This window comes from Pseudomonas sp. GW821-FHT02B10 (assembly GCF_059421865.1).
On the sequence record NZ_JBWKVU010000001.1, the window covers coordinates 498226 to 524313 of the forward strand.

The following is a 26088-nucleotide window of genomic DNA, read 5'->3' on the forward strand; positions in this document are numbered from 1 at the left end:
CCATCCGTTTCAAAGAGAGGCAAAATCATGATCCCAATCGACTACAACAGCTACCGCACCCTCGCGCCCTACAACAAGCGGGTGCGTTTCCTGGTGCTGCATTACACGGCGCTGAACTTCGAGGCATCGGTCAAGGCGCTGACCACTGGCGCGGCGAGTGCCCATTACCTGATCCCGGCGCTGCAGGACCCGACGTATCAGGCCGCGGGCTTCCAGGAACAACGAATTTTCAACCTGGTGGCCGAAGAAGATCGCGCCTGGCATGCCGGTGTCAGTGACTGGGCCGGTCGCATCGGCTTGAACGACACCTCCATCGGCATTGAGATCGTCAATGAGGCCACCGATGTCAATGGCGTCTTCACGTTCCCGGACTACGAACGCTCCCAGGTCGAGGCGCTCAAGCAACTGGCCCTGAATATTCTCCAGCGTTATCCGGACCTGTCGCCGAAAAACGTGGTGGGCCACTCCGATATCGCGGTGGGCCGCAAATCCGATCCGGGCCCCAAGCTGCCCTGGAAAGAGCTCTACAAAGCCGGCATTGGCGCCTGGTACGACGAGCCGACCAAGAAGAAATACGTCCAGCAATTCCGCGCCGCGGGACTGCCCGAGCGTGCCGAAGTGCTCAAGGCCTTCGCCACCTATGGCTATGGCGTGCCGGCCCAGGCAACGGACGACTTCTTCCAGTCGCTGGTGCGGGCGTTCCAGATGCACTTCAGGCCGAAGAACTACACCGGGAAACTGGACATGGAAACCTGCGCGATCCTGTATGCGCTGAACGAGAAGTACGCCTGATTCGATCAAGGCGAATCGCTCGCAGGGCAGGGGGCTCCATCGAAGGTGATGCCGGACCTCAGCGAAGTCTCGTGAGCCATCCGTTGCATCACCGATCCCGTCCCTGACGTCGCTCGCCGACCTGGCGATCAAGAATCCTGCCCAAATCGACATTCGCTGTTCCTCCACCTCGCGCGACATCCGCAGCGCTCCTGCGCAACTTCAACCCCTGATATCTGAACAGGAGGCCTCTCTATGCCCGCAGTCATCGACAAGCCGTCGCAGCTGTTTTTCGCCATTGCCGAGACCCTGCGAGGGGCTGGCCTTGGCCTCAAGGTTGGCAGTCACCAGGACTTTGATGGAGTGCTCGATCAAGCCTGGGTGTTGATTGCGATCGAGCGCGATGCCCCGGGCATGCGCAGCCAGGAAGGGCGTATCGCCCATGCCCTGACAGTCTCGCTGCAAGTTGTGGCGGCCGTGGGGGCCGAGCGGTCCGGGTTCGAGCCCTGCGATCTGGCGAGCGTGCTGAAGGATCTGGCCACGGATAACCGCTGGGGATTACCGGCAGCGCAGTGCGACCTGCCGATGAACCTCGAGGGCCTGCCTTCGACCCTGATTCGCGGCGAGCAGCAGCACATGGCCTGGACGCTGTCGTTCACCCAGACGCTGTACCTCGGGCAGCCCTTGCTGGACGACCCGACCGGCATACCGAAGTTCGCCCGCACCTGGGAAGTCTCGAACATCGACGACCCCGACCAATACCAAGCACTGGAGGGCTGAGCCATGTTTGACGAGCTGCTGCGCATGCAGCTGGGCCCGATCATCGAGCGCCTGGCCGAAATGGAAACCGAACTCGATGACTTGCACCGACGGGCGGAAAACCATTGCCGTATCGGCGTGTGCCAGGCGGTCGATGCGGCCAGCAACACCTGTCGGGTCAGCCACGGAGAGCTGCTGACCCCGGCGATCCGCTTCTTCAACCCCAGCGCCGGCGCGCAAAGCGAGTCGCGCATTCCCTCCGTGGGCGAGCAGTGCCTGCTGTTCAACTACGGTGGCGGCGACGGCGGCGCGCAGTCGGTGGCGCTGTTTGGCCTCAACTGCGACCGCTTTCCACCGGTGTCGACCCTGGCCGCGCTGACCCGCCGTCAATACGCCGATGGCACCCAAAGCAGTTATGACGATGCCGGCCATGTCTTGAGCTGGAGCAATGGCCCGACCGCGCTGACCGCCTCCCGCGAGGCGGTCGAGTTGAGCATCGGTCCCGCCCGGCTGGCGATGCGGCCCGAGGCGATCGAGCTGCGGCTGGGCGGCGCGGTCGGCATCTTGCTCGACAGCGCCGGCATCCACTTCAGCGGCCCCCTGGTGGAACACCAGGGCCGCGTTATCAGCCCTTGATTAAGAGGCTTCCCATGATTGGAGTCGATAGAAACACCGGCGCCGCGGTCGATGACTGGCTGCAGTTCGTGCAGCGCGCGACCCGCGCCCTGACCACGCCGCTGGGCACGCGGCAGAAGCGCCCGTTGTACGGCTCGCTGATTCCCGACCTGCTGGGCCAGAACCTCGGCGATGACTTGCTGATCCTCGCCCAGAGCCATGCGGCGCAGGCGTTCTACAACGAGCAGAACGGCATCGGCGATTTCGAGCCGCAGGTCATAGTCGCCAGTCGGCGCGGCGCCGGGCTGCTGTTGCGTTTCGCCGGCACCTGGAAAAACCGCCAACAGACGTTCGAGGTCGTGACATGAGCATGCTGATACCCGGTGAACACCAGTTGGCCGAGCCGGCCATTGTCACCGTCGAAGAGTTCGAGCCACTGCTCGCCGAGTTCAAGACCTTCGTCGTCGATTACGTGGCCCAGCGTTCCCCCGCCAATGCGCAGAAACTCCAGGCCAGCCTGGCCAACGAAAGCGAGCTGCTGACCCTGGCGCTGGAAGCCTTCTGCCTGCGCCTGCAAACCCATGAGCGCAAGTACAACGCCCGCATCAAGCAGATGCTGGCCTGGTGGGCCACCGGCAGCAATCTCGATGCACGCCTGGCGGACATGGGCCTGGAGCGGCAGTTGCTCGACCCGGGCGATCCGGCGGCCTTTCCGCCGGTGCCCGCGGTCTACGAAAGCGACCAAGACGCTCGTCTGCGCTATTACCTGGCGCCCCACGCACCGGCCGCCGGTTCGCGCATGCAGTACCGCCGCGAAGTCTTCACCCTCAGCGAGCGGCCGACGGTGAAGGTGGACTCCACCGAGGCGGGCGTGGTGACCGTCATCTACACCTTCGACCCGGACGGTTTCGCCGCTCAGGTCAAGGATGGCAACGGGCGCCGTACCGCGCCGGGCGAAGTCCAGGTCACCGTGCTCTCGCGGGAAGGCGACGGCACCCCATCCGAGGACCTGCTTGAAGGCGTGCGCAAACACTTTGCGCGACCGGATGTTAAGCCGGAAACGGATCGGGTGACGGTGCAGGCGGCACAGATCAAGCCCTACAAGATCCGCGTGGTGGCCAAGATCAACCCGGGGCCCGATTCCGGACTGACCCAGCTCGCCACGCAGCAGCAATTGCAGGCGTACGCCGACAGCTGCCATCGCCTGGAAGGGCGAGTGGATCCGAGCTGGATCGATTACACGCTGCATGCCGCGGGTGCGGTGCAGCTGGAAATTCTCGAACCCTTGGCGCCGATCGTCACGACGGCCTTCCAGGCGCCGTACTGCACGGATGTCGAGGTTGAGGTGCTCACGCTATGAAGGACGAAGCCGCTCACCCAAGTCTCCTGCCGGTCAACAGTTCGCCTTTGGAGCGAGCGCTCGACCTCGGTTTTGCCCGCTTGCTCGAGCGTGTCGCACCGCCGTTTCCGGAGCTGATGAGTCCTGCCGAAACGCCGGTGGAGTTCTTGCCCTATCTCGCGGCTGATCGGGGTGTCGGTGAGTGGCGCTCCGAAGCGCCCGAGGCCGAAAAACGCTTGACGGTCGAACTGGCCTGGCCCACCGCGCGCCAGGCCGGTACACGCAAGGCGCTGGAAAATGCCGCCAAGGGTTTGCAATTGATACCCGAGGTTCGCGCCTGGTATGAGCAGACCCCAGCGGGGGCGCCTTACAGCTTTTCGGTCAGGGCCTTCACCGAGCAGCCCTACAGCGAAGAGATCGACGCGCGCCTCGATCGGCGCCTGGCGGATGCCAAAAGTGAACGCGACATCTTGGCGATATCCGTGGGCCTGAGCGCATTCGGTTCCCACTCCATCGCGGCAGCGACCGTCTGCGGCGAGTTGACCACCCTCTACCCGATCGTCGTCGAAGGGCTCGAAGCCTCGGGCCAGGCCTTTATGGCCGCCGGGCTGTACAGCGTCGAAACATCCACTATTTATCCTCAGGGGTCCTAAATGGCCGACTATTACACCCTGCTCACCAATGCGGGGATCGCCTACGAAACCGCCTGCAAGGCGGCAGGCGTACCGATCAAGCTGTCGCAGATTTCCGTCGGTGACGGCGGTGGCGCGGTCTACAACCCGGCGGCGACTGCCACCGCACTCAAGCGCGAAGTCTGGCGCGGCCCGCTGAACGCATTGTTCCAGGACGAGAAAAACCCCAGCTGGCTGCTGGCCGAAGTGACCATCCCGCCCGAGGTCGGCGGCTGGTATGTACGCGAGGCCGGGCTGTGGACCGATACTGGAATCCTTTACGCCATCGTCAAGTATCCGGAGTCGTTCAAACCGGTGCTGGCGACTTCGGGATCGGGGAAAGAGTTCTATATCCGCTCGATTTTCGAGACCAGTAATGCGTCGCTGGTGACGCTGCTGATCGACGATACGGTGGTAAAAGCGACACGGGCCTGGGTGGCGGGTTATGTCGCCGATGAGTTGGCCAAGCTCGACGCGAAGCAGTCAGTGAGGGCGTCGACCACAGGGAATATCGTCTTAAGTGCTGCGCAGATGATTGATGGTGTCGCGGTGCTGGCTGGTGATCGGGTGCTTGTCAAGAATCAGACCCTGGCTAAGGACAACGGTATCTATGTCGTTGCCAATGAACTATGGACTCGTGCAAAAGATGCGGATAACAACGCCAAGGTAACCCCGAACCTGACGATTTCGGTAGAGGAGGGGGCGACGCAGGCTGATACGATCTGGCAACTGACTACTGATGGTCAGATTGTACTGGGTACTACCGCGCTCGCTTTTCAGGATGTGACAGCGGGTTTCGCACGTCTGCTTTCGCCGGCATTTGTGGGGAGCCCTACCGGCCCGACTCCTCCGCGCTTTAATAACTCCAAGTTGCTTGCCACAACCGAATTCGTTCGGTTCGCTCAGGGCAGCCGCAGCGGCTACATCGACTATCAGGCGGCAAGCGGAACAGTCCCGGTGTCTGATGCCGGAAAATACATTGGATTTAACCGCGGGGCTGCTCAGGCGTACGCGCTCCCCGACGCAAACACGCTTCCCTTAGGAACGAGCTTCTACCTTGAGGCTGTCGGAGGGGACGTTTCGCTAACGGCGCCAAACTCGAGGTTTGCAGGGCCTGCAGCGCAGATGGTGTCATCTTCATATGTCCTGAGGAACGGCAGCGCCTGCGAGTTCATTGTCATGTCCAGTGCTTCGGTTGGCGAACCGGGTTTTTCATATCGAGTGGTTGGTGGGGTTGGTAAAGCCTTAGTTGCGCGGAATGGCTATGAACGTATGCCGAATGGCTTAATTCGCATGTGGGGGGATGGTGGCGCGGGCGGTCACGCAAATCATTGCGCGTTCGGCAACTCAATTGTGAAAAGTACCTATAACGCCTTCCCTATCCCTTTTCCAAATGAGTTGTTCGGTGTTGTGGCCACTCACAATAGTGCAGGCTGTCCGTCAGTTGTAATAGTGACCACCGGTGAAACTAATAATGGTTTTTATGCTGCTGGTAGCTGGACTACTGATACTTCTATTCGTTGGCAAGCTATTGGCCGTTAGGAGTTATTGACATGAAATTCAGCCCAATTAAGGGACAGTTTTATCCTGACGACTTTGGTTATCGGAAAGATGATATTCCAGACGATGTTATTGATGTTTTTGAAGAGGATTTCACCGCGGCCATGGCTCGTCAGCCAGGCGATTTACTTTCTGTCAAGGATGGCCGTGTTGTGGTTTTGCCAGCACCTGAGGTCGATCTTATCGAGCGCTCGGCAGCACTTGAACGCTTCTGGCGTTCTCAGAGGCTTTTGCTAACGGACGCGGCGGTTATTCGTCACCGTGACGAGCAAGAGGAGGGGGGGCAAACGACCCTCTCAATGGAGCAATACATACAATTGCAGTCATTCCGTCGTGCTCTTCGCGATTGGCCCGAGTCGGGTGACTTTCCGTTGATCGATCACCGCCCCTCTGCGCCCGATTGGCTGGCTGAACAACTCGAATAAACGCCCCGCATCGTCGGGGCGTTTTCTTGTCCGCAAAGCAACACCCAACAGCCCCACTCACCTGGGGCTTTTTCGTATCTGGAGAGACTGAAATGGCTAACCGCCAAACCTACACCGTCCTCGTGCCGTTCCCCACCGGCGGCGGCCACTGGTCGAAGGTCGACCAACAGCTCGACCTGCTCGACGTCGAGGCCAGTGCCCTGCGTGCCGCCGGCCGCCTGGAACTGACCAGCGTCCTTGCGGCGCGCCAACCGGCCGAACCGGCCACCCCATCCACCGCGGCCAAAAAAGCCGCTGCCAAGAAGGCTGAATAACCATGGCTGAGGTCCTGAACTTCGAGCACAACGGCATTACCGTCAATGCCACCGAATCCCCCGAGGCCATGGGTGGCCTGGGTGACAACGTCATCGGTCTGGTCGGCACCGCGCCGAAGGCCGACCCGCTGATTCCGCGCAATGCGCCGTTCCGCATCAACAGCTTCACCACCCAGGCCCTGCTGGACCCGACCGGCGCTGAGTCGGGCACCCTGTTCCAGGCGGTGTACCAGATCCTCAAAGTGGTCAAGGTCCCGGTCTATGTGGTGATCGTTGAAGAGGGCGCGACCCCGGCCGACACCGTCAACAACGTGATCGGCGGCGTCGACGCCACCACCGGCCGCAAGCTCGGCCTGGCTGCCCTGGGCAGTGTCCCGGAAGACCTGACCATCATCGGCGCGCCGGGCTTCACCGGTACCAAGGCGGTGGCCGGTGAGTTCGCTGCCTTCGGCAAGCGCATCAAGGCCCGTGTGGTGCTCGACGGCAAGGACGCCTCGGTCGCCGATCAGGTGACCTACAGCAAGGAACTGGGCGGCGCGGACCTGGGTTTCGACCGCTGCCTGGTGGTGCACAACATGCCGGCCGTGTACTCCAAGGCGGCGAAGAAGAACGTGTTCCTGGCGCCGTCAAGCCTGGCCATCGCCGCGCTGGCCAAGGTCAAGCAGTGGGAGAGCCCGGGCAACCAGGTGACCTTCGCCGAAGACGTCTCGCGGACCGTGGAATACAACATCCTCGACACCTCGACCGAGGGCGACCTGCTCAACCGCTACGGCGTCAGCTACTACGCCCGCACCGTGCTCGGCGGCTTCTCGCTGCTGGGTAACCGCTCCATCACCGGCAAGTTCATCAGCTATGTCGGCCTGGAAGATGCGATCAGCCGCAAGCTGGTCAAGGCCGGGCAGAAAGCCATGGCCAAGAACCTGACCAAGTCCTTCATGGACCAGGAGGTCAAGCGCATCAACGACTGGCTGCAGACCCTGGTCGCCGACGAAACCATCCCGGGCGGCAGCGTGTACCTGCACCCCGAGTTGAACAGCGTCGAGAAGTACAAGAACGGTACCTGGTACGTGGTCATCGACTACGGCCGCTACGCGCCGAACGAGCACATGGTGTATCAGCTCAACGCCCGCGATGAAATCATCGAGCAGTTCCTGGAGGATGTTCTCTAATGTTTACCAACCGCGTAAGACAGGCCATCGCGGCCACCCTGCAAGGCCTGCCGTTGTCGGCGACCGTGGAAGAGTTCACCCCGCCGAAGATCGAATTCGACATGGAAGAGATGCGCGGCGGGCGCTTCATCGGCGAAGAAATGGCCAAGGGCGGCAAGGTGCTCAACGCCAAGTTGACCCTCCAGGGCGTAGGCCCGGAAATCATGCTCGCCCTCGGCGTGAGCGTGGGCGACGACATTCTGTTGAATGTGCGTGAAGCCGGCCAGGACCAGGATGGCAACACCTACTTCACCTACCACACGGTCGGCGGCAAGTTGAAGTCCCTGGAAGAGACGCAACTGAAAATGGGTGAAAAGCCTAAGACCAATCTGGAACTCAGTTGCCGTACCTACAACCGCCTGGAAAACGGCGTGCCGGTGATCGACATCGACGTACGTACCCAGAAGTTCATGCTCAATGGTGTCGACATCCTCGGTGATGCGCGCCGCGCTGTGTTGATGCCGTAACCCGCGACACTTCCCCTCTGTAGGCGCGAGCCGGCTCGCGATGACGGCCTGACAGCCCGCATCGCAAGCGCTGTTCATCTCCTGTCGCGAGCCCGCTCGCTCCTACCTTTCACATAGGAATTCATTCATGTCCTGGACGCCTCCGATCCATGTCCTGCTGTGCCCGATCACCGCCGACGATGAGTCGCAGATCGCGCAGATTCAGCTCAAGCCATTGTTCTACGCCGCGCAGAAAGAAGCGCTGGCCCGTGCCGGCGACGATGAGGACGATCAGTTCTTCGAGCTGGCCAAGCTGGCCACCGGCCTGTCGGTGAAAGAGCTGGATCAGCTCAAGCGACCGGATTACGTGAGCATTGCGCAGTACGTTCACGAGATGTCGACCCGTCCGACCGCCCACTTCCTCAAACAGGCCGAGGGCGAGATCAACGAGGACAACCCGGACCAGGTGCAACTGTTGCTGCCGCTGGCCGTGGCCGGCCAGGACGTGACCTCGCTGACCCTGGAAATGCCGGCGCTGCGGGCGACCAAAGCGATGAAAAAACTCAAGACGGCCAAGGAACGCGCCGAGTTCATCACCGCCCACTGCACCGGCCTGATGATTCCCGATCTTGCCCAGCTGACGGTGCCCGACTGGACCCAGCTGCAGGTACGCATCGACGATTTTTTAAACAAACCGGCGGCCTTCTTTCGGAGCGCGACATCGAAGTGATACTCGATGTGGTGCCGCTCATTTACTCGGTGAGTGAAGCGGAAATCCTGGAGTGGGACGCCGGCAAGGCATTGCGCCGCTACGACATCGCGATCACTCGCCTTGGCGTGAAACAGGAGTAGAGCGGGATGGCGGACGATAAGTTTTCGCTCAAGTACACCGCCGTCAAGGAAGGCTGGTTGACGTTCGGTGACATCAGGTCGGTCGACCTGAACACGCCCGTCGCGAGCATCGCGCCGTCGGGTGGATTGACAGCCCTGCCCAAGGACCGGCTACCCGACCTTGACCGGGCGCTGGATACCCTCAGCACCGATATCGGGTTGCTGGTGACCAGCCTCGACGCCCTGAACCTGACCCTGTCGTCGCAACGTCTGCGGCAGGCGGTTACGGCTACCCAGGCTGGTGGCGCCAAGGGCGAGGCAGGCCAGCAAAAAAGTACGGGCAAGGCAGGCGGCGGCATCGAGCCGCCGGACTTGCTCAAACCTGCGATCAGCATGGACTCGGCGATGGCCGACCTGGGGCGCCTGGTCGATTTCCAGGGGCGCGATCGCGAAACAATGGCTATGGAAAACCAGCGGATGGCTGCGCTTCCACAGATTGCTGCCGGGGGAACCAAGGCGGTCGATTTGGTAAGGATCGAATACACGGCGGCCAAGGCGGGGATCGGTAGCGATCAAGGCTCGGGTGAAGCCAGGCAAAAGGCGTTGCTGGCCTTTGCCGATGCTGCCGCAATCACCGCGACGGCATTCAAGATGTCGGGCACGGATGCCGGGGAGATGATGGCCGGCTGGCGCACATCGATGAAGCTCAACGCCGACCAGGCCATGGATCTGGCGGATGCGACCAATCACCTGGGTAAAGCCCCCGGTGACGCCGAGGCGGCTGATATCGGAGCCATCCTCCAGCGTCATGGTAGTGCGGCGACCTCGGTTGGCCTAGCGCCGGTGCAGGCCGCGGCCCTCACGGCGGCATTGCTCAACAGCGATACGTCCAAGGCCGATGCCGGCGGTGCGCTCAAGAATATCGTCACGACCCTGGGTAAGGGCGATCAGGCAACGGCGACTCAGCAAGCGGCCTGGAAGGCGCTGGGACTGGACCCGGCGAAAGTGGCCGGGGGCTTGCGCGAGGATGCCGGGGGAACTGTGGCATCTGTGCTGCAGGCTCTGAACAGGCAGCCCGCCGAGAAGCGGTCGACGCTGGCCACGGCATTGTTTGCCGAGGGCGATCAGGCGGTGCTGCGTCTGGCACAGAATCTCGATGACGTTAAGCAGACCTTCTCCCGGGTAGCCGGCTCGGACCCAGATGTCCCCTCGGAGTCGAATTACCACGGCTCGGCACGGGAGTCGGCGCTGGCGCAGTCAAAGACCCAGAAAACCACCTGGGACACCTTCGAGGCACGCACCGAGCGACTGTCCACTGCCGCGGGCAACGCGTTGGCACCGGTAGTCGACAGTACGCTTACTCCTCTTGGCGAGTTGGTGGATGGCCTCAGCGAACTGGCCGAAACCTTTCCCAAGGTCACAGCCGCCATCGTGCTGCTCGGCGCGGCGCTGGCGCCATTGATCGGCAAGCAGGCCAAGGCGGTGGTGGACGAGGTGTTCAACCGCGGCGCCAAACGCATCCTTGACGGTGCAGGCGCTCGCCAGCCCGGCGCTCCAGGTTCTTCGGGCGGTCCCAGTGCTCCGAGTTCCCCGAGCGGTCCGAGCATAGATGTTCCCCAGGAACAACGTTCCAAAGGCAAGGCCGCAAAGAGGGCCGCTAAAAAGGCTGCCCAGAAAGCGCTGAACGCCACGGCCGCTGTTCCAGGTGCAGGTTCGTCCTTTGCTTTTGGTTTGTCCGGGTCGCAGGCCTCGGTTCGTTCCTTGAGCCGCAGGGCTCCAGGGCCGGCGAAGTACCTCGGCGCCGCGGTGGATGTCGCCGAAGGCCTGGTGACCGGCGATACCCAGATGCTCGCTTCTGGCCTGGGAACCGCCGGTGGCGGCTGGGCGGGGGCTTCCGCAGGGGCTGCCCTCGGCGGGGCGATCGGCAGTGTCGTGCCCATCATCGGAACGGCTCTCGGTGCGGCCGTCGGTGGACTGTTCGGCGGCTATTATGGCGGTGACTATGGCGCCAGCCTGGGCGACAAGCTCGGTGCCCTGGTCGATCGCCTCAGCTCGCCGGAGCAGGTCAAGAACGACCTGGTGGACGGCCAGCTGGCGAACCCGGCGGGTGCCGGTCAGGCAGTCAACCCGCCGATCACCTTCGCTCCGGTCATTCAGATCAGCGGGCCCGATCAAGCCAGCTCCCAGCATATTGCCGACCTCGTGCTGCAACAGCTCAGGGCGCAGTTCATACCCTTGATGATGACCGACCCACTCGCGGTAAGACGCGGTGCCGCCCTGAGCGATGGAGGTGTTTGATGCGACAGCAAATGGTGCTGGGCAGTTTTATTTTCGGCCAGTCGCGGGGGTTCGCTTACAGCTCCCTGGTGCGCAAGTCGGGTGGTGGTTGGGTGAGCCTGGAGATTCTCACCAGCAAGCCTAAATCCAGCCAGACCGGTCAGGGCCTGCAAGGGCTGACAATCAGTGGCAAGTCCATGCGTGCGATCGCCATGACGCGGCTCGATGAGTTGCGTGCCTTGCAGGCGTTGCGGGTGCCGCTGCCGCTGGTCGATGGCATCGGCCGTAACTGGGGCCTGTGGCGAATCGACAGTGTGTCCGAGAGCCAAAGCTACGTGATCGATGACGGCACGGCGATGGTCAACGACTGGGTCATAGAACTGACGGAGTTCATCAATGCGTAAGGTCAGAAGCATTGCCGGCGATTCGGTGAACCTGTTGCTCTACCGCGAGCTTGGTCGCAACGACGATGCCGCCGAGGAAGCACTCTGGCGGCTCAACCCAGGGCTGGCCGAGCATGGGCCGGTGCTGCCGGCGGGGCTCTGGGTGAAACTACCCGAGCTGGAGACCCGGCCGGTACTCGCGACGCCAGTATCGGCCTGGGATTAAGGAGGCGACATGGCACTTGGATTTACGCCGTTGGTAGAGATCTACGGCGCCAACGCGGCGCTGCTCAATGAGCGTCTGGTGCAATGGCAGCACATCGACGCGGCCGGAATCGAATCCGATCAACTGACCCTGACCCTCGATACCGAAGGGCTCGACGGGTTGCCCAGCCTGGGCGGCCGCATTGGTTTGCGGGTCGGTTACCTGGAGTCGGGCATGGTGGACAAGGGGCAGTTCATCATTGCCCGGCGCACCCCCTTCCTGTACCCCATGCGCCTGGTGCTGGTGGCCACCGCCGCGCCGTTCAAGGAGAGCGACGAGACGGGTTTCAGGCGCCGCCGATCCGCCAGCTACGGGCCGATCACCCTCGGCGCGCTGTTTCGTCAACTGGTCACCCGCCACGGGTTTTCGCCGCGGGTAGCGCCGGAGCTCGATGGGGTACAGATCGCTCATGTCGATCAGTCCAACGAAACCGACATGAGTTTTCTGACGCGCCTGGCCAGGGAGTACGGCGCGGTGACCAAACCGGTGAACGGCCTGTATGTGCTGGCTCGCAGCGGTCAGGTCAAGTCCCTGTCGGGACAAACGCTGCCGGATGTGCGCTTGTCGGTGACCCGGGATAACCGCCCGGGGGATTCGGCCTTCATCTCGGCCAAGGTCGATGAGGAAAGCCGCTCGAAATTCCAGGGTTGCCAAAGCACCTGGTGGGACAGCGCCGCCGCCAAGGAGCGAGTGGTGCAGGTCGGTACCGCGCCCTTCAACAAGTTGGGCCAGCGTCGGGCCAGCGAGCAGGAAGCCCTGGCCGCGGCCGTCAGCGAGATGCGCAGACAGGAACGTGAGGCGCGCAATATCCAGATCGAATGCCCTGGCAACCCGGCGTTGTCGGCCGAGGGGCTGGTCCTGCTCGACGACACCTGGCCCGGCTTCATGCGGGGACGCTGGTCGATCAAGAAGGTGACCTCCAGCGGCTCCCGCACCCAGGGCTATCGCTGCACCCTCTCGGCCAAATGCCTGGAGCCCCAGCCGGACTGAGTTTGCCCGGCTCAACGGCGGCCTGATCTCTCTGGCCGTCCGCAACCTTCTCCTCTGTCAGCCCCTGATAAACCTCAAGCCTATGTGGGGGAGGGGAGCGTTCGCCCTTTGTGCATCCGCCAAGGGCTGCCGGGTAGCCCCCAGGTTTTCTTATCTCATTCGATTCTGGAGCTTCTTCATGAAGATCACTCCGATCCTCACGCAACTGCGCGATCACTGCCCCGGCCTGGCCAATCAGGTGGCCGTCGGCGTCGATCTCGCGCTGCTGCAAAGTAATACCGCGTTGCCCACCCCCAGTGCCCATGTGACGCCGATCGCCGATCTGGCCAGCCCGAGCACCGGGCAGAACGTTACCCGCCAGGCCATTCGCGACCGCTTGGTGATCACCCTGGTGCTGGACGCCAGCGACGGCCGGCAGGCCCTGGAGCAACTCGAAAGCCTGCGGGCCGAGTTGTGGCGGGCGCTGGTGGGGTTCAAGCCGGGCGCGGACTACAACCCGATCGAATACGACGGTGGCGAGCTGGTTTCGCTCAGCGCCACGCGGTTGTTCTATCAGCTGCGCTTTTTCGCCGAGTTCCAGCTGGGACGCAACCTGGCCAGCCAGCCGGCGGAAACCTGGCGTGAGCGTGAACTGGATGGCTTGCCGTCCTTTACCGGGGTCACGGTGCGGGTCGATGCCATCGACCCGGCGGACCCCAATTTGAAACGCCCAGGGCCCGACGGGCGCCTGGAGATGACTTTTTCAGGAGACGTAACGCAATGAGCAAACGCATCACTGTGCTGCCGGCCGCGGGCCGCGCCGTGCCGGACCCCGAAGCCGGCGACCTGTTGCCGCTGGAAGGCCGTGAAGTCGACGACAACGCCTGGTGGCGCCGGCGTCTGGCCGATGGCGATATCACCCTCAAGGCCGCGAAGGCGGCCAAACCACAAGGAGCCAAATAATGGCGATCGGATTCAGCAATATTCCGGCGGACATTCGTGTGCCGCTGTTCTACGCCGAGATGGACAATTCGGCGGCCAATAGCGCTTCTTCGGCCATGCGCCGACTGATCGTGGCCCAGGTCAACGATAACGTCGCGCCGGCCGAAACCGGCAAGCTGGTGCTGGTGTCCAGCGTCGCGCTGGCCAAGAGTATCGGCGGTCAGGGCTCGATGCTCGCCTCCATGTACGAGACCTGGCGCAAGACCGATCCGATTGGTGAAATCTGGTGCCTGCCGCTGCACAACGTCGAAGGCAGCGTGGCCAAGGCTGAGCTGAAGTTCACCGGCACCGCCAGCGCCAGCGGCGTGCTCAACCTGTATGTCGGTGGTGTGCGGGTTCAGGCCGCCATCGTCAACGCCGCCACCGCGGCTCAGGCCGCCAGCGCGCTGGCGCTGAAAATCAATGCCGCCGCCGACCTGCCAGTGAGCGCCGAGGCGGTCGAAGGCACCCTGACCCTGACCGCCAAATGGACCGGCGACAGCGCGAACGACATCAGCCTGCAGCTCAACCGCCTGGGCAAGAGCAATGGCGAAGAAACCCCGGCCGGCTTGAGCGTGACGGTCGGCAAAATGGCCGGCGGCGCCGGCGTGCCGGATCAGGTTGCCGCACTGGCGGCCCTGGGCGATGAACCTTTCGAGTTCATCTGCATGCCGTGGACCGACACCGCGACCCTCAACGCCTGGCAAGCCGTCATGGACGACAGCACCGGTCGCTGGTCCTGGGCCAAGCAACTGTTCGGTCACGTCTACAGCGCCAAGCGCGGCACCGTCGGCACCCTGGTGGCGGCAGGGCAAGCACGCAACGACCAGCACATCACCATCCAGGCCCTGGAGCCGGGCGTACCGCAGCCGTTCTGGGTGCAGGCCGCGGCACTGGCCGCGCGCACCTCGGTGTTCATCTCCGCCGATGCCAGCCGTCCGACCCAGAGCGGCAGCCTGCCGGGCGTCGATCCGGCGCCGGCCAGCGAGCGTTTCACCCTGACCGAGCGTCAATCGCTGCTCAGCTACGGCATCGCCACCGCCTACTACGAAGGCGGCTATGTGCGCATCCAGCGTTCGATCACCACCTACCAGAAGAACGCCTACGGCCAGGCCGACAACTCCTACCTGGACAGCGAAACCATGCACCAGTCGGCCTTTATCGTGCGCCGCCTGCAAAGCGTGATCACCAGCAAGTACGGGCGCCACAAACTGGCCGCCGACGGTACCCGCTTCGGCGCCGGCCAGCCGATCGTGACCCCGAGCACCATTCGCGGCGAGCTGATCGCCCAGTACGCCAAGCTCGAACTGGAAGGCCATGTGGAGAACGCCGAGCTGTTCGCCGAGCACCTGATCGTCGAGCGCGACAGCCAGGACCCGAGCCGGGTCAACGTGCTGTTCCCGCCGGACTACATCAACGGTCTGCGTGTGTTCGCGCTGCTCAACCAATTCCGTCTGCAGTACGACGCGGCGGCCTAAGCCGAGCCTCTTTCACTGCGCTTTTCCAGCCCGCCTGGTGCGGGCTCATTTTTTGGGAGAAACACCATGGGTCAACTGATTGCGGGCACCTGCTACGTCAAAGTGGACGGCGCTCAACTGACCATCAACGGCGGCTGCGAAGCGCCGCTGATGTCCGTGAAACGGGAAACCATCGTGCCGGGCTTCTACAAGGAAACCGACATTGCCCCGTCCTTCAAGGTCACGGCGCTGCACACCCCGGACTTCCCGCTCAAGCAGCTGGTGGCCGGTTCCGACATGACCGTCACCTGCGAGTTCAGCAACGGCAAGGTCTACGTCCTGGCTGGCGCCTACCTGGTGGAAGAACCGGTTTCCAAGGGTGACGACGCGAGCATCGAACTGAAGTTCGAAGGCATCAAGGGGACCTGGCAATGAGCGATAGCGTAAAGCTGCGTGTGGCCATCGAAGCCCACGGCGAACCGCTGACCGAACTGACCCTGCGCCGCCCGACGGTGCAGGAGGTGCGGGCGATCAAGGCGCTGCCGTACAAGATCGACAAGAGCGAAGAAGTCAGCCTCGACATGGACGTCGCGGCCAAGTACATCGCGGTCTGTGCCGGCATTCCTCCGTCCTCGGTCAACCAGATGGACCTGGCTGACCTCAACGCCCTGAGCTGGGCGGTCGCGAGTTTTTTCATGAGTGCGGCATCGGAGCCATCAGCGACCTGATCGCGGTTGCCTATGACCTGGCCTGGTTCTGGAAGGTTGACCCCGAACAGATGATGGCCAGGCCACTGGATGTGCTCCGGGAGTCCCTGGAGCACGCGCAACGGATCAATGCGATGCAGCAGGTGCAGTGATGGCGAACATCAATCAAAGCTTGAATCAGACGAGCATCAAACAGCGCCTGAGCGTGACCAATGTGCAGACCACGGTGAACATGCTGGTGGTCATGCAAGGCATGCAGAAACTGGACGCCGAACTGGGCGAGGTGCGTTCGAAAGTCAGCCGCTTCAAGAAAAGCATCGAAGACAGCGGCCTGGGCGGGCTGGATTTTTCCGGCCTGATCAAGGGCGGTGGCCTGGCCGCGCCTTTCGTGGCGGGGGTCAATTCCGCCATCGAATTCGAGAACCAGGCGGCGCGGGCCAAGCTGGTGGCGCAGGGCATCGAACCGCCCAAGGATGTGCTGGGCGAGACGGGCACTAACCTGAAGGCGTTCAGCGACAGCGTCGACGACATCTCGCAAAAGTTCGGCAGCGCGCTTCTGCCGGCGGTCAATTCGGTAGTGACCGCCGTGCAACCGCTGCTGGGCTTTGTGGCCAAGGTCATTGAAAGCAACCCGCAGCTGGTCCAGGGCCTCGCCGCCGGCGCCTTGGCCTTCACCGCGATCCGCGGCGCCATGACCCTGGCCTCGTCCGCCGTGACCCTGTTCAGCAGCGGCCTGCTGGCCTCGCCCATCGGCCTGATCGCCCTGGGGATCGCGGTAGCGGCGGGCCTGATCGTGGCCAACTGGGAGCTGCTGTCGGCGTTTTTTGTCACCCTCTGGGCAAGCATCAAGGACGCCGCCGCGCAACTGATGGTGGGGTTGAAGACCGTCTTCGGCTGGACCCCGCTGGGGATGGTGATCGCCAATTGGGGAGCGATCACCGGCTTTTTTGCCGGCCTCTGGGAGCAGCTCAAGACGATGGCCGCGTCCGTGATCGACTTCTTCAAGCAGGTGTTTTCCTGGACGCCGCTGGGGCTGGTGATTGAAAACTGGACGCCCCTGAGCGGCCTGTTTTCCGCGCTGTGGGAGTTGCTCAAGGCGCTGTCCGTCCCGGCGATGGACTTCCTCAAAGGCCTGTTCGCCTGGACGCCATTGGGGATGGTGATCAACAACTGGGGCGCGATCAGCGGTTTCTTCGCCTCGCTCTGGGCCGGCCTGCAAGGTCCGGCGCAGCGGGTCAAGGCCTTCTTCATCGGGCTGTTCGACAGCTCACCACTGGGGATGGTGATCAACAACTGGGGCGCGATCAGCGCTTACTTCGCTTCGCTCTGGGCCGGCCTGCAAGGTCCGGCGCAACAGGTGAAGGACTTCTTCGTCACGTTGTTCGATACCTCGCCACTGGGGATGGTGATCAATAACTGGGGCACGATCGGCACCTACTTCGACGCCATCTGGGCAACCCTGAAAAGCGCGGCGCAGGTCATCAAGGACTTTTTTGTCAGCCTGTTCGAGTGGTCGCCCGTGGGGCAGATCATCGCCAACTGGCAGCCCATCAGCGATGTGTTCGCGGCCCTCTGGGAGGTGTTGAAAGCCCTGGCGGCGCCGGCCATCGAGTTTATGCGCGGTATGTTCGAGTGGTCGCCCCTGGGGCAGATCATCAAGAACTGGGAGCCGATCACCGAATGGTTCAGTGGCCTGTGGCAACGGCTGCAGGCGGTGATCGCACCGATCAGGGAACTGTTCGACGGTGGTTTCGCCGGTTTCGTCGCCCGCGTCACCGGCAAGGTGGAAAACCTCACCGAGGCGCAGCGGCAAACCAATGCCGAAGGCAAAGGCGCGCTGGCGCCGGCGTTCTTCGGTGGCGGCCAGCCGGCGCCGGGTTCTTCGGCGCTTTCCGCCGGCCTGCCGCAAAGCTCCACCTCGCTGTTGCAGCAGAGCGCGGCCAACAACCGCACGCAATTGCAGGGCGGGCTGACGGTGAGCTTCGAAAACGCCCCGGCGGGCCTGCGTACCAGTGCGCCGCAAATCAACCAACCCGGCGTGGCGTTGTCGTCGCGTGTCGGCTACCGCTCACTTTCGCTAGGAGGTTCCAATGAGCTGGCGTGATCGTTTGTTGCCGGCGTCGTTTCGTGGCGTCGGGTTCTGGGTCGACCAGGCGAAAACCCCGGTCGGCCACAAGGGCCAGTTGCACGAGTACCCGCAGCGTGACTTGCCGTTCTACGAGAGCCTGGGGCAGCAGGCGCGGACCCACGACCTGACGGCGTTCATCGTCGGCGCCGATTGCCTGGAGCAGCGCGACAAGCTGCTCCAGGCGCTGGAGGAGGGCAGCGGTGAACTGGTGCACCCGTGGCTGGGGCGCCTGCAGGTCAAGGTCGGTGAATGCGAGATGACCCAGAGCCGCCAGGAAGGCGGCCTGGTGACCTTCACCCTGAAGTTCTACCCCGACCAGCCGTTGCAGTTCCCCAGCGCCACGGTCAACACCCGCCAGCTGTTGCTGGTGTCGGCCGACAGCCTTATCGGCTCGGCGGTGCGCCGCTTCGAGGAGGCCATGACCCTGGTCAAGGCCGCGCGCATCGGCATCGCCGACCTGCGCAACAGCCTCAAGGAGGTCTACCAGACCATCGAGCAGGAGCTCAAGCCGCTGATCGACACCTACCGCGATCTCAACCTGCTGGTGCGGGCGATCAAGGACTTGCCCAAGGAAGTGAGCGCCGAGTTCAAGGGCTTGCTGGGGGACATCAAGGACCTCAAGGACTATGCGCGCAACGGTTACCGCGGCGTGCTGGCCAATGTCTCGCAGCAGGTCGAGGCGGTGAAGAAGATCGACACGCCGAAACTCACCACCGGCAAGGACACCACCGCCGCGGCGCAAGCCATGGCCGACCTGGTGCAGGACGCCGTGCTGGTGCGGATTGCCCAGGCCGTGGCCTCGCTGCCGGTGGCAACCCCGGCGGTCAAGCTGAGCGGCACGCCGCCTTTGGCCAAGCAGGCGATCCAGCCGGTGACCCGCGCGGAAGTGCCGGTGGCCGATGAGGTGCTGGCGCTGCGCAACGCGATCAACGAGGCGATCTGGCAGGCCGCGGAAAAAGCCGACGCCCTGCATTACGAGGTGCTCAACGGCCTGCGCCAGCTGGTCTACGGCCACCTCACCGCGGTGGCTTCGTCCGGAGTGCGGCTGGTGGTCAAGAACCCGATGCAGAGCCTGCCGACGGTGGTGCTTGCCTATCGGTTGTTTGGCGATGCTACCCGGGCGGCCGAAGTGCAGCAGCGCAACGGCGTGGCCCATCCCGGCTTCCTGCCGCCAACCAACGTCAAAGTGGCGGGGGAGTGAGCCATGGGCAACTTCGATAACCGGGTGCTGTTGACGGTGGACGGCCAGGATTACGGCGGCTGGAAAAGCGTGGAAATCAGCGCCGACCTGGAGCGGCAGTTTCGCACCTTCAAGCTCGACGTGACCTGGCAATGGCCAGGGCAGACCCTGGACCAGCGCATCCGTCCCGGCGCCAAGTGCCAGGTGCGGATCGGCGCCGAGCTGTTGCTCAGCGGCCATGTGTTCAAGGCGCCGATCAGCTATGACGGTCGGCAGATCGGCTTGAGCATCGAGGGCAGTTCCCTGACCCAGGACCTGGTGGATTGCGCGGCGATCAACCAGCCCGGCCAATGGCGCGAGCAGAGCCTGCTGAAAATCGTCCAGGCCCTGGCCGCGTCCTACGGCGTCGGGGTGGTCAGCGAGATCGCGGAAACCACGCGGCTGAGCAGCCACAGCATCGTGCCTGGGGAAACCGTGTTCCAGTCCATCGACCGCCTGCTGACCTTGTTCCGGGTGTTCTCCACCGACGATGCCGAAGGCCGGGTGCTGTTGGCCCGGCCGGGCAGCGGCGGGCGCGCGGTGGATGTGCTGGAGTTGGGCAAGAACATCCTCTCGGCCAGCGCGCCGATGGACTTCAGCCAGGTGTTTTCCGAGTACCGGGTGATCGGCCAGCACAAGGGCAACGACCAGAAAAGCGGCGCCGCGGTCAGCGAAGTGTCGGGCGTGGCCAGCGACGGCACGGCCAAGCGCAAGCGGGTCACGGTGATCAACGAACCGGCCCAGCTGACCCAGGAGCTGGCCCAGCAACGGGCCGACTGGGAAAGCGCCATTCGCACCGGCAAGGCCCTGACCAGCACCTACAAGGTGCAGGGCTGGCGCCAGAGCAACGGCGAGCTGTGGCGCCACAACACCCTGGTCCGGGTGATCGACCCGATGCTGGGTTTCGACCAGGACCTGCTGATTTCCAAGGTCACCTACTCGCTCTCCGAGCAGGGCTCGATCACCACCCTGCAGGTGGCGCCGCCCCATACCTTCGACGCCAGCCCCGTGCCACCTAAAGCCTAAAACCCCCCGGTAGTGTAGGAGCGAGCTTGCTCGCGATGGGGGCGACACGGTGTGCCTGTAAGGCCGCTATCGCGAGCAAGCTCGCTCCTGCACAAGGGGCAAGGAAAAAACCATGAGCCTACTGACACGCCTGTTGGCGCGCGGCACCGTCGTGCTCGCCAACTCGGCCAACAAACTGCAATCGCTGCAAATGCGCCTGACCGCCGGCGAAGTGAACGACGACATGGAGCACTTCGAACCCTACGGCTTCACCAGCAACCCGCTGGCCGGCGCCGAAGGTATCGCCACCTTTCTCGGCGGCGATCGCTCCCATGCCATCGTGCTGGTGGTCGCCGACCGCCGTTTTCGCCTCAAGGCCCTGGCCCCCGGCGAAGTGGCGATCTACACCGACGAGGGCGACAAGATTCATTTCAAGCGTGGGCGGATCATCGACATCGAGACCGCCACCCTCAATATCCGCGCCAGCAGCGCGGTGCATATCGACACCCCGACCCTGACCCAGACCGGCAAGATCGTCTCCCAGGGCGACCAGGTCGCTGGCGGCATCAGCCAGATCAAGCACCTGCATGGCGGCGTGCAGTCGGGTAGCGGGCAGACCGGCGCGCCGGCGGGAGGCCAATGATGTTCATCAGCCAAGACCTGCACCGCGCACTGACCCGTGCCGTGCTGATCAGCCTGTTCACCTGGCGCCGCGCGGCGGACGACGACCCGCTGGATGACGAGGAGCGCTTCGGCTGGTGGGGCGACAGCTTTCCCACCGTGGCCGACGACCGCATCGGCTCGCGGCTGTGGCTGCTGCGGCGGGTCAAGCTGACCCGCCAGACCCAGCTCGACGCCGAGTTCTATGCCCGCGAAGCCCTGCAATGGCTGATCGACGATGGCCATTGCAGCGCGGTCGAGATCATCAGCGAACGTCTCGACGACCAGCGCCTGAACCTGCGCACGACGCTGGTCCTGGCCAACGGTGAACGCCTGGACATCAACCCCGATAACAGTTGGCAGGTGACCTATGCCCTTTGATACCCCTTCGCTGCCGGTGCTGATCAAGCGCACCCAAAGCGACCTGGCCAGCGATGCGCTGCGCCAGTCCGATGCGCAAGTGCTGGCCCGTACCCTCGGTGGCGCCGCCTATGGCCTCTACGGCTACCTGGACTGGATCGCCGATCAGATCCTGCCGGACAAGGCCGACGAGTCGACCCTGGAACGCATCGCCGCGCTGCGCCTCAACCAGCCGCGCAAGGCCGCCCAGGCGGCGAGCGGTTCGGTGAGCTTCACGGCGGCGGCAGGCGCGGTGCTGGACGTCGATACCTTGCTGCAGGCCAGTGACGGCCGCACCTACAAAGTCACCGCCGCCCGCACCACCAGCGCCGGCAGCAACAGCACCACCGTCCAGGCCCTCGACGCCGGCACCCTGGGCAATGCCGAGGCCGGCCTGAGCCTGATCCCGGTGCAGCCGATCCAGGGCATCGGCAACAGCTTCACCGTGCTCGCCCCCGGTCTGAGCGGCGGCGTCGCCGCGGAAAGCCTGGAATCGCTGCGTGCCCGGGTGATCCGCTCCTACCGCATCATCCCCCACGGCGGCTCGGCCCAGGACTATGAAACCTGGGCGCTGGAGTGCCCGGGGATTACCCGGGCGTGGTGTCGTGGCAGCTACCTGGGGCCAGGCACCGTGGGTCTGTTCGTGATGCGCGACGACGATGCGCAACCTATCCCGAACGCCGAGCAACTGGCGGAGGTAAAGACCTACATCGAACCCTTGCGTCCGGTGACGGCCGAGTTGCATGTGCTGGCGCCGCAGCAGTCGCCCGTGACCTACAGCCTGCGCTTGTCGCCGGACACCAGCGCGGTGCGCGCGGCGGTCGAGGCCCAGTTGCGCGATCTGCACAACCGCGAGGCCGGCCTGGGCGACACCTTGTTGATCAGCCATATCCGCGAGGCCATCAGCAGTGCCGCCGGCGAGAACGATCACCGGCTCAGCGTACCGGCCGCGGATGTTCCCGCCGCCAGTAACCAGTTGCTGACGTTCGGAGGTTGCGTATGGCTGGAGTAAGAACCGCCGCGCAATACCAGAGCCAGCTGCGCAGCCTGCTGCCCAGCGGTCCGGCCTGGGACCCGGAGCGGGTGCCGGAACTCGAGGAGGTGCTTGAAGGCGTCTCCCAGGAACTCGCCCGCCTCGACGCCCGCGCCGCCGACCTGCTCAACGAAATGGACCCGGCGGGCGCCAGCGAGCTGGTACCGGATTGGGAGCGGGTGATGAATCTGCCCGACCCCTGCCTGGGTGCGACCCCACTGTTCGACGACCGCCGTCTGGCCGTTCGCCGGCGGCTGCTGGCTGTCGGCAGCCAGGCGCTCGCCTACTACGTCGAGATCGCCCGCAGCCAGGGTTATCCGAACGCCACCATCACCGAGCTCGAAGCCCCGCGCATGGGCCGCGCACGGTTTGGTGAAGCGCATTTCGGCACCTGGCAGGCGCAATTCATGTGGACGCTCAACACCGGTGGACGACTGCTCCTGGGCCGCCGCTTTGGCGCGAGTTACTGGGGCGAGCGTTTCGGCATGAATCCGGGCTCGGCCCTGGAATGCCAGATCCACCGCAGCGCGCCGGCCCATACGCGGGTGCATATCAATTATGACTAGGGGATAGACCGATGGATTATCCGAAGAGTGTGCCCAGTGCCGGGTTGGTCAACGGCAGGTTCGTCGATGAGAACCCGCTGACCGGCACCCCGGGTTCGCTGATTCCGGCGGACTGGGGCAATGGGGTGACCCAGGAACTGCTGGCTGTGATCACGGCGGCCGACCTGACGCCCAGCGAGGCGAACCTGACGCAGCTGTTGAGCGCGATTCGCAACATCAGCCGCAAGAGCGCGGGGCTCGGCATTCAGCGCTTCACCGCCAATGGCAACTTCACCGTGCCGGAGGGCGTGACGAAGATCTGGCTGAGTGGGTGTGCGGGTGGGGGCGGGGGCGGGGCGTGTCCGGGAGGCACGAGCGCGACTGCTTCCGGTGGTGGTGGCGGTGGTGCCGGGCAGCCGGTTATCCGCTTTCCTGTCTCCGTGACGCCGGGGCAGGTCATTCCTGTGGTGATTGGGGCGGCCGGGGTGGGTGGCAATGGCGCGGTATTGGCGACCAGTGGGGGAAATACATTGGTCGGTACAGCCGGCTCCCTGCTGTCGCTGTCTGGCGGGAACGGAGGTCCCCCTGGGGTCAATCTCTCTGGTTATGTGCCAGGTCCTCCAGGTGGCAATGGCTTTCCGGCAGGAGGTGATGCTACGGATGTCTCGCCCAATACTGTTGCCGGTATAGGAGGGGCAGGGGCCAGCGGGCCATTCGGTGCGGGTGGAGGTATCGCAAGGTCGGGTACGTCCTCCGGGGTCCCTGGTAAGCCAGCCTTTGGTTATGGCGCAGGCGGCAGCGGCGCGGGTGGCTATTACCTCGCGGGTACCGGACTTGCCCAGCCTGGCGGTAATGGCGTGCCCGGTTTCATGCTGATCGAGTGGTGAAAACATGAGCAAACAGATTCTTTATTGCGTGACCTCGGGAACAGTCATCGATTGGCAGGACCTCGATCAATTCGCCTATGCCGCTCCTGCGCCGACCATGAAGGTACTACCGGTCACTGCCGAACAATGGAAGCGCAAAGATGCACTGCATTTCGTGCTGGATGGCGAGCTGACCCGGGTCGATGTACCTCCACCCTCCGCGGCTCACTACTGGGATGGCAGCCAGTGGGCGCTGGACTCCCAGCAGGCCGCGGCAGCCGCGGAGCAAGAGACGGAGCAACTGTGCCGGCGAGTGGATGCAGAGGCTGACACCGCCCGGCAGATGATCAGTGGCGATCCGCTCAAGGCCGCGGAGTATGCCCAGGCCGCCAGCGACGCCCAGGCGTTCAAGGAGGCCGGCTACCCGAAAAAAGCAGTGCCCCTCGCGGTAAGCGCCTGGGTGGTGAAAGGCCGTACCGCCAGGGAAGCGGCCGACCAGATTCTCGCCAAGGCGGCCGAGCTCAGCAGCAAGCTGCTCGCACTTCGCACGCTGCGATTGCAGGCAAAAGAGCGTATTCGGGCTCAGGCGAGCAAGGGCAAGCAGGAAGCTGCGAAAGACGTCTGTGAGGCAGCGATCGAGGCGATTCGCAAGGTTGCCGGCGACTGATCGGGTTTCTGTCGGGCCTGTCTTTCGTAAACATGCTATGGCGCTCACTGCAAAGTGGGCGGCTTTTCGCACAGAGCTCCCTGAGCAAGGGAAATCGCAGGGCAATGATATGGATTATCCAAAAAGTATCCCCAGCGTCGGGCTGGTCAATGGCTGGTTTGTCGATGAGAACCCCCTTCTCGGAACGCCGGGTTCCTTGATTCCCGCTGCCTGGGGCAACGGGGTGACGCAAGAAATCCTCAATGTCATCAAGGCTGCCGGCCTGGCGCCGGACGAAGCGAAAAACGACCAGTTGGCGCTGGCGATTGCCGCACTGGTCGACTTCACCAAACTGAAGAACACCCCAACCACCTTGAGTGGATATGGCATCACTGATGCCGGTGGGCGTCTGTTGGCGGTGAAGCAGTTCGACACCGTTGGCGTCACGGTCTATCGCCCCAACCCCAAGGCCAGGCGGATTCGGGTCCGTCTGGTCGGTGCGGGAGGCTCAGGTGCCGGTTGTCCGCCGGTAGCGGCCACTTATCAAAGCCTGGGCGGTGGCGGAGGGGCTGGTGCCTATGCGGAGAGTCTTTACGACGTGACTCCCGAAATGTTGGCGGGTGTACCCGTCACATTGGGCGCCGGTGGGGCCGCTCGAACCAGTACGGGGGCCGCAGGAGGCGCAGCGTCGTTTGGCAGCCTCATGAGCGCCGCAGGGGGAGGAGGGGGACAGATTCTGACCTTCGTGTCGAACACCCCTGGATTTGTCCAGGGCGGCATGGGGGGCCAAGTCGTAACGGGTGGCAACCTTGCCAATGCGCGTGGTGCAACGGGGGGGTATGCGATGAGTAATCCCAATTGGGGCCTGCTTTCCGGATGGGGGGCTGCCAGTCCATTCGATGGCGGCGGCCCCTTCAACGGGGTGAATGGCAATGGCAATGCGGGACAACGAGGTTCCGGCGGCAGCGGCAGCTGCTCGAGCAATCCATCTGCTTCATATGTGAGTGGCGCCGGCGGCAATGCCTATTGTGAAATCTGGGAGTACGAATAATGGCCCTCTATGCACGAGTCGAAGACGACGTTGTCGTCGAGCTGATCGAGACCGGCAGCTTCATGATTTCCCAGCTGTTTGCCGCGGATTTTCTCAGTTCGATGGTCGCTGTCCCTGAGGGTGTCGAGGTTGAGCTGGGGAAGCCGATCCACCTTCCCGAACAGGTTGCGCCGCTTTCCCCCGTGGTGGACGTGGTGGCAGCAGTGGCGCTTGCTTCCGAAGTACGGGGCAAGGCGACTGACAAGGATGCTCCGGACCAGGCGCGCAAATGGCGCCAGTCCGTGTTGACGGACAGCCAATGGCTGGTAACCCGCCATCATGATGAACAGGAGCTGGGACGGGGCACGACGCTGACGGCGAAACAGTATCTGGAGTTGCTCGAGTATCGCCAGGCACTGCGCGATTGGCCCGCCTCCGATAGCTTTCCCGAGATGACCGCCCGTCCGCCGATTCCAGAGTGGTCAGTGCGTTTTTTTCAGATAGCTGATTGATCGAGTGCTGCGTTTATTTCAAATAGATCAGCAGCGTATTTATCTGCATCGCGCTCATCACGCCCGC

At 63.5% G+C, this 26088-nt stretch carries 32 protein-coding genes; all 32 read left to right on the plus strand.

All coding sequences use genetic code 11. From position 1 onward, the window contains the following. Nucleotides 1-27 precede the first annotated feature (27 nt). The 32 genes from AC07VU_RS02225 to AC07VU_RS02380 all read left to right on the plus strand — a co-directional run bounded on the left by AC07VU_RS02225 (nt 28) and on the right by AC07VU_RS02380 (nt 26021). Nucleotides 28-792: an N-acetylmuramoyl-L-alanine amidase gene (locus tag AC07VU_RS02225; RefSeq protein ID WP_495029462.1), complete on the plus strand. Its 765-nt coding sequence runs from the start codon at nt 28-30 to the stop codon at nt 790-792. 234 nt (nt 793-1026) lie between these two features. Then, nucleotides 1027-1551, plus strand: a complete 525-nt coding sequence (locus tag AC07VU_RS02230; protein WP_495029463.1) for a hypothetical protein — start codon at nt 1027-1029, stop codon at nt 1549-1551. A 3-nt stretch (nt 1552-1554) separates the two neighbouring features. After that, entirely contained in the window at nt 1555-2166 is a 612-nt protein-coding gene (locus tag AC07VU_RS02235; protein ID WP_495029464.1) for a phage baseplate assembly protein V, read from the plus strand. A 14-nt stretch (nt 2167-2180) separates the two neighbouring features. Beyond that, entirely contained in the window at nt 2181-2513 is a 333-nt protein-coding gene (locus AC07VU_RS02240; protein WP_007924012.1) for a phage baseplate protein, read from the plus strand. Further along, nucleotides 2510-3505: a baseplate J/gp47 family protein gene (locus tag AC07VU_RS02245; RefSeq protein ID WP_495029465.1), complete on the plus strand. Its 996-nt coding sequence runs from the start codon at nt 2510-2512 to the stop codon at nt 3503-3505. Before AC07VU_RS02240 ends, AC07VU_RS02245 begins: the two co-directional genes overlap by 4 nt. After that, nucleotides 3502-4137 (plus strand): phage tail protein I, encoded by a 636-nt coding sequence (locus AC07VU_RS02250; RefSeq protein WP_495029466.1) that lies wholly within the window; start codon nt 3502-3504, stop codon nt 4135-4137. The genes AC07VU_RS02245 and AC07VU_RS02250 overlap by 4 nt, the downstream gene beginning before the upstream one ends. Next, a complete protein-coding gene (locus AC07VU_RS02255) occupies nt 4138-5697 on the plus strand; it encodes a phage tail protein (RefSeq protein ID WP_495029467.1) in 1560 nt (519 codons plus the stop codon). An 11-nt stretch (nt 5698-5708) separates the two neighbouring features. Beyond that, entirely contained in the window at nt 5709-6140 is a 432-nt protein-coding gene (locus tag AC07VU_RS02260; protein WP_495029468.1) for a phage tail protein, read from the plus strand. 92 nt (nt 6141-6232) lie between these two features. Then, complete coding sequence (locus AC07VU_RS02265; RefSeq protein WP_009042414.1) at nt 6233-6454, plus strand: hypothetical protein; 222 nt, start codon at nt 6233-6235, stop codon at nt 6452-6454. Between the two features lie 2 nt (nt 6455-6456). Beyond that, nucleotides 6457-7623, plus strand: coding sequence for a phage tail sheath protein (locus AC07VU_RS02270; protein WP_007924004.1), 1167 nt, complete (start codon nt 6457-6459; stop codon nt 7621-7623). After that, nucleotides 7623-8129 (plus strand): phage major tail tube protein, encoded by a 507-nt coding sequence (locus tag AC07VU_RS02275; protein WP_114759911.1) that lies wholly within the window; start codon nt 7623-7625, stop codon nt 8127-8129. The genes AC07VU_RS02270 and AC07VU_RS02275 overlap by 1 nt, the downstream gene beginning before the upstream one ends. 127 nt (nt 8130-8256) lie before the next feature. Continuing rightward, on the plus strand, nt 8257-8838 hold the full coding sequence (locus tag AC07VU_RS02280) for a phage tail assembly protein (RefSeq protein ID WP_023969820.1): 582 nt from the start codon (nt 8257-8259) through the stop codon (nt 8836-8838). Nucleotides 8839-8966: 128 nt separating this feature from the next. Then, nucleotides 8967-11237 carry a phage tail tape measure protein gene (locus tag AC07VU_RS02285; protein ID WP_495029469.1) on the plus strand — a complete coding sequence of 757 codons (2271 nt, stop codon included), beginning with the start codon at nt 8967-8969 and terminating at the stop codon, nt 11235-11237. Beyond that, entirely contained in the window at nt 11237-11620 is a 384-nt protein-coding gene (locus tag AC07VU_RS02290; protein WP_007923988.1) for a phage tail protein, read from the plus strand. The genes AC07VU_RS02285 and AC07VU_RS02290 overlap by 1 nt, the downstream gene beginning before the upstream one ends. Then, nucleotides 11613-11825 carry a tail protein X gene (locus AC07VU_RS02295; protein ID WP_023969822.1) on the plus strand — a complete coding sequence of 71 codons (213 nt, stop codon included), beginning with the start codon at nt 11613-11615 and terminating at the stop codon, nt 11823-11825. The genes AC07VU_RS02290 and AC07VU_RS02295 overlap by 8 nt, the downstream gene beginning before the upstream one ends. A gap of 9 nt (nt 11826-11834) precedes the next feature. Further along, entirely contained in the window at nt 11835-12854 is a 1020-nt protein-coding gene (locus tag AC07VU_RS02300) for a phage late control D family protein (RefSeq protein ID WP_495029470.1), read from the plus strand. Between the two features lie 178 nt (nt 12855-13032). Beyond that, on the plus strand, nt 13033-13617 hold the full coding sequence (locus AC07VU_RS02305; protein ID WP_495029471.1) for a phage tail terminator protein: 585 nt from the start codon (nt 13033-13035) through the stop codon (nt 13615-13617). Then, nucleotides 13614-13796, plus strand: coding sequence for a DUF2635 domain-containing protein (locus tag AC07VU_RS02310; RefSeq protein WP_007923975.1), 183 nt, complete (start codon nt 13614-13616; stop codon nt 13794-13796). Before AC07VU_RS02305 ends, AC07VU_RS02310 begins: the two co-directional genes overlap by 4 nt. Continuing rightward, a complete protein-coding gene (locus AC07VU_RS02315) occupies nt 13796-15292 on the plus strand; it encodes a phage tail sheath subtilisin-like domain-containing protein (protein WP_009042423.1) in 1497 nt (498 codons plus the stop codon). Before AC07VU_RS02310 ends, AC07VU_RS02315 begins: the two co-directional genes overlap by 1 nt. Nucleotides 15293-15358: 66 nt before the next feature. Next, nucleotides 15359-15706: a phage tail tube protein gene (locus AC07VU_RS02320; protein ID WP_007923973.1), complete on the plus strand. Its 348-nt coding sequence runs from the start codon at nt 15359-15361 to the stop codon at nt 15704-15706. Next, nucleotides 15703-15999, plus strand: coding sequence for a phage tail assembly protein (locus AC07VU_RS02325; RefSeq protein WP_162094511.1), 297 nt, complete (start codon nt 15703-15705; stop codon nt 15997-15999). The genes AC07VU_RS02320 and AC07VU_RS02325 overlap by 4 nt, the downstream gene beginning before the upstream one ends. A 130-nt stretch (nt 16000-16129) precedes the next feature. After that, on the plus strand, nt 16130-18082 hold the full coding sequence (locus AC07VU_RS02330; RefSeq protein ID WP_495029472.1) for a phage tail protein: 1953 nt from the start codon (nt 16130-16132) through the stop codon (nt 18080-18082). Further along, nucleotides 18069-19307, plus strand: a complete 1239-nt coding sequence (locus AC07VU_RS02335; protein ID WP_495029473.1) for a DNA circularization protein — start codon at nt 18069-18071, stop codon at nt 19305-19307. The genes AC07VU_RS02330 and AC07VU_RS02335 overlap by 14 nt, the downstream gene beginning before the upstream one ends. A 3-nt stretch (nt 19308-19310) precedes the next feature. Beyond that, nucleotides 19311-20351 carry a phage baseplate assembly protein gene (locus AC07VU_RS02340; RefSeq protein WP_495029474.1) on the plus strand — a complete coding sequence of 347 codons (1041 nt, stop codon included), beginning with the start codon at nt 19311-19313 and terminating at the stop codon, nt 20349-20351. A gap of 112 nt (nt 20352-20463) precedes the next feature. Beyond that, nucleotides 20464-20973, plus strand: coding sequence for a phage baseplate assembly protein V (locus AC07VU_RS02345; RefSeq protein WP_087091407.1), 510 nt, complete (start codon nt 20464-20466; stop codon nt 20971-20973). Next, nucleotides 20973-21371, plus strand: a complete 399-nt coding sequence (locus AC07VU_RS02350) for a phage GP46 family protein (RefSeq protein WP_009047315.1) — start codon at nt 20973-20975, stop codon at nt 21369-21371. Before AC07VU_RS02345 ends, AC07VU_RS02350 begins: the two co-directional genes overlap by 1 nt. Next, nucleotides 21361-22401: a baseplate J/gp47 family protein gene (locus AC07VU_RS02355; protein ID WP_274305718.1), complete on the plus strand. Its 1041-nt coding sequence runs from the start codon at nt 21361-21363 to the stop codon at nt 22399-22401. Before AC07VU_RS02350 ends, AC07VU_RS02355 begins: the two co-directional genes overlap by 11 nt. Next, nucleotides 22389-22988 carry a YmfQ family protein gene (locus AC07VU_RS02360; protein WP_274305719.1) on the plus strand — a complete coding sequence of 200 codons (600 nt, stop codon included), beginning with the start codon at nt 22389-22391 and terminating at the stop codon, nt 22986-22988. The genes AC07VU_RS02355 and AC07VU_RS02360 overlap by 13 nt, the downstream gene beginning before the upstream one ends. A gap of 11 nt (nt 22989-22999) precedes the next feature. Beyond that, nucleotides 23000-23854 carry a glycine-rich domain-containing protein gene (locus tag AC07VU_RS02365; RefSeq protein WP_495029475.1) on the plus strand — a complete coding sequence of 285 codons (855 nt, stop codon included), beginning with the start codon at nt 23000-23002 and terminating at the stop codon, nt 23852-23854. 4 nt (nt 23855-23858) lie between these two features. Continuing rightward, nucleotides 23859-24500, plus strand: a complete 642-nt coding sequence (locus tag AC07VU_RS02370; RefSeq protein ID WP_274305721.1) for a hypothetical protein — start codon at nt 23859-23861, stop codon at nt 24498-24500. A gap of 109 nt (nt 24501-24609) precedes the next feature. Further along, nucleotides 24610-25530, plus strand: coding sequence for a glycine-rich domain-containing protein (locus tag AC07VU_RS02375; RefSeq protein ID WP_274305722.1), 921 nt, complete (start codon nt 24610-24612; stop codon nt 25528-25530). Then, complete coding sequence (locus AC07VU_RS02380; RefSeq protein WP_274305723.1) at nt 25530-26021, plus strand: phage tail assembly chaperone; 492 nt, start codon at nt 25530-25532, stop codon at nt 26019-26021. The genes AC07VU_RS02375 and AC07VU_RS02380 overlap by 1 nt, the downstream gene beginning before the upstream one ends. Nucleotides 26022-26088 lie beyond the last annotated feature (67 nt).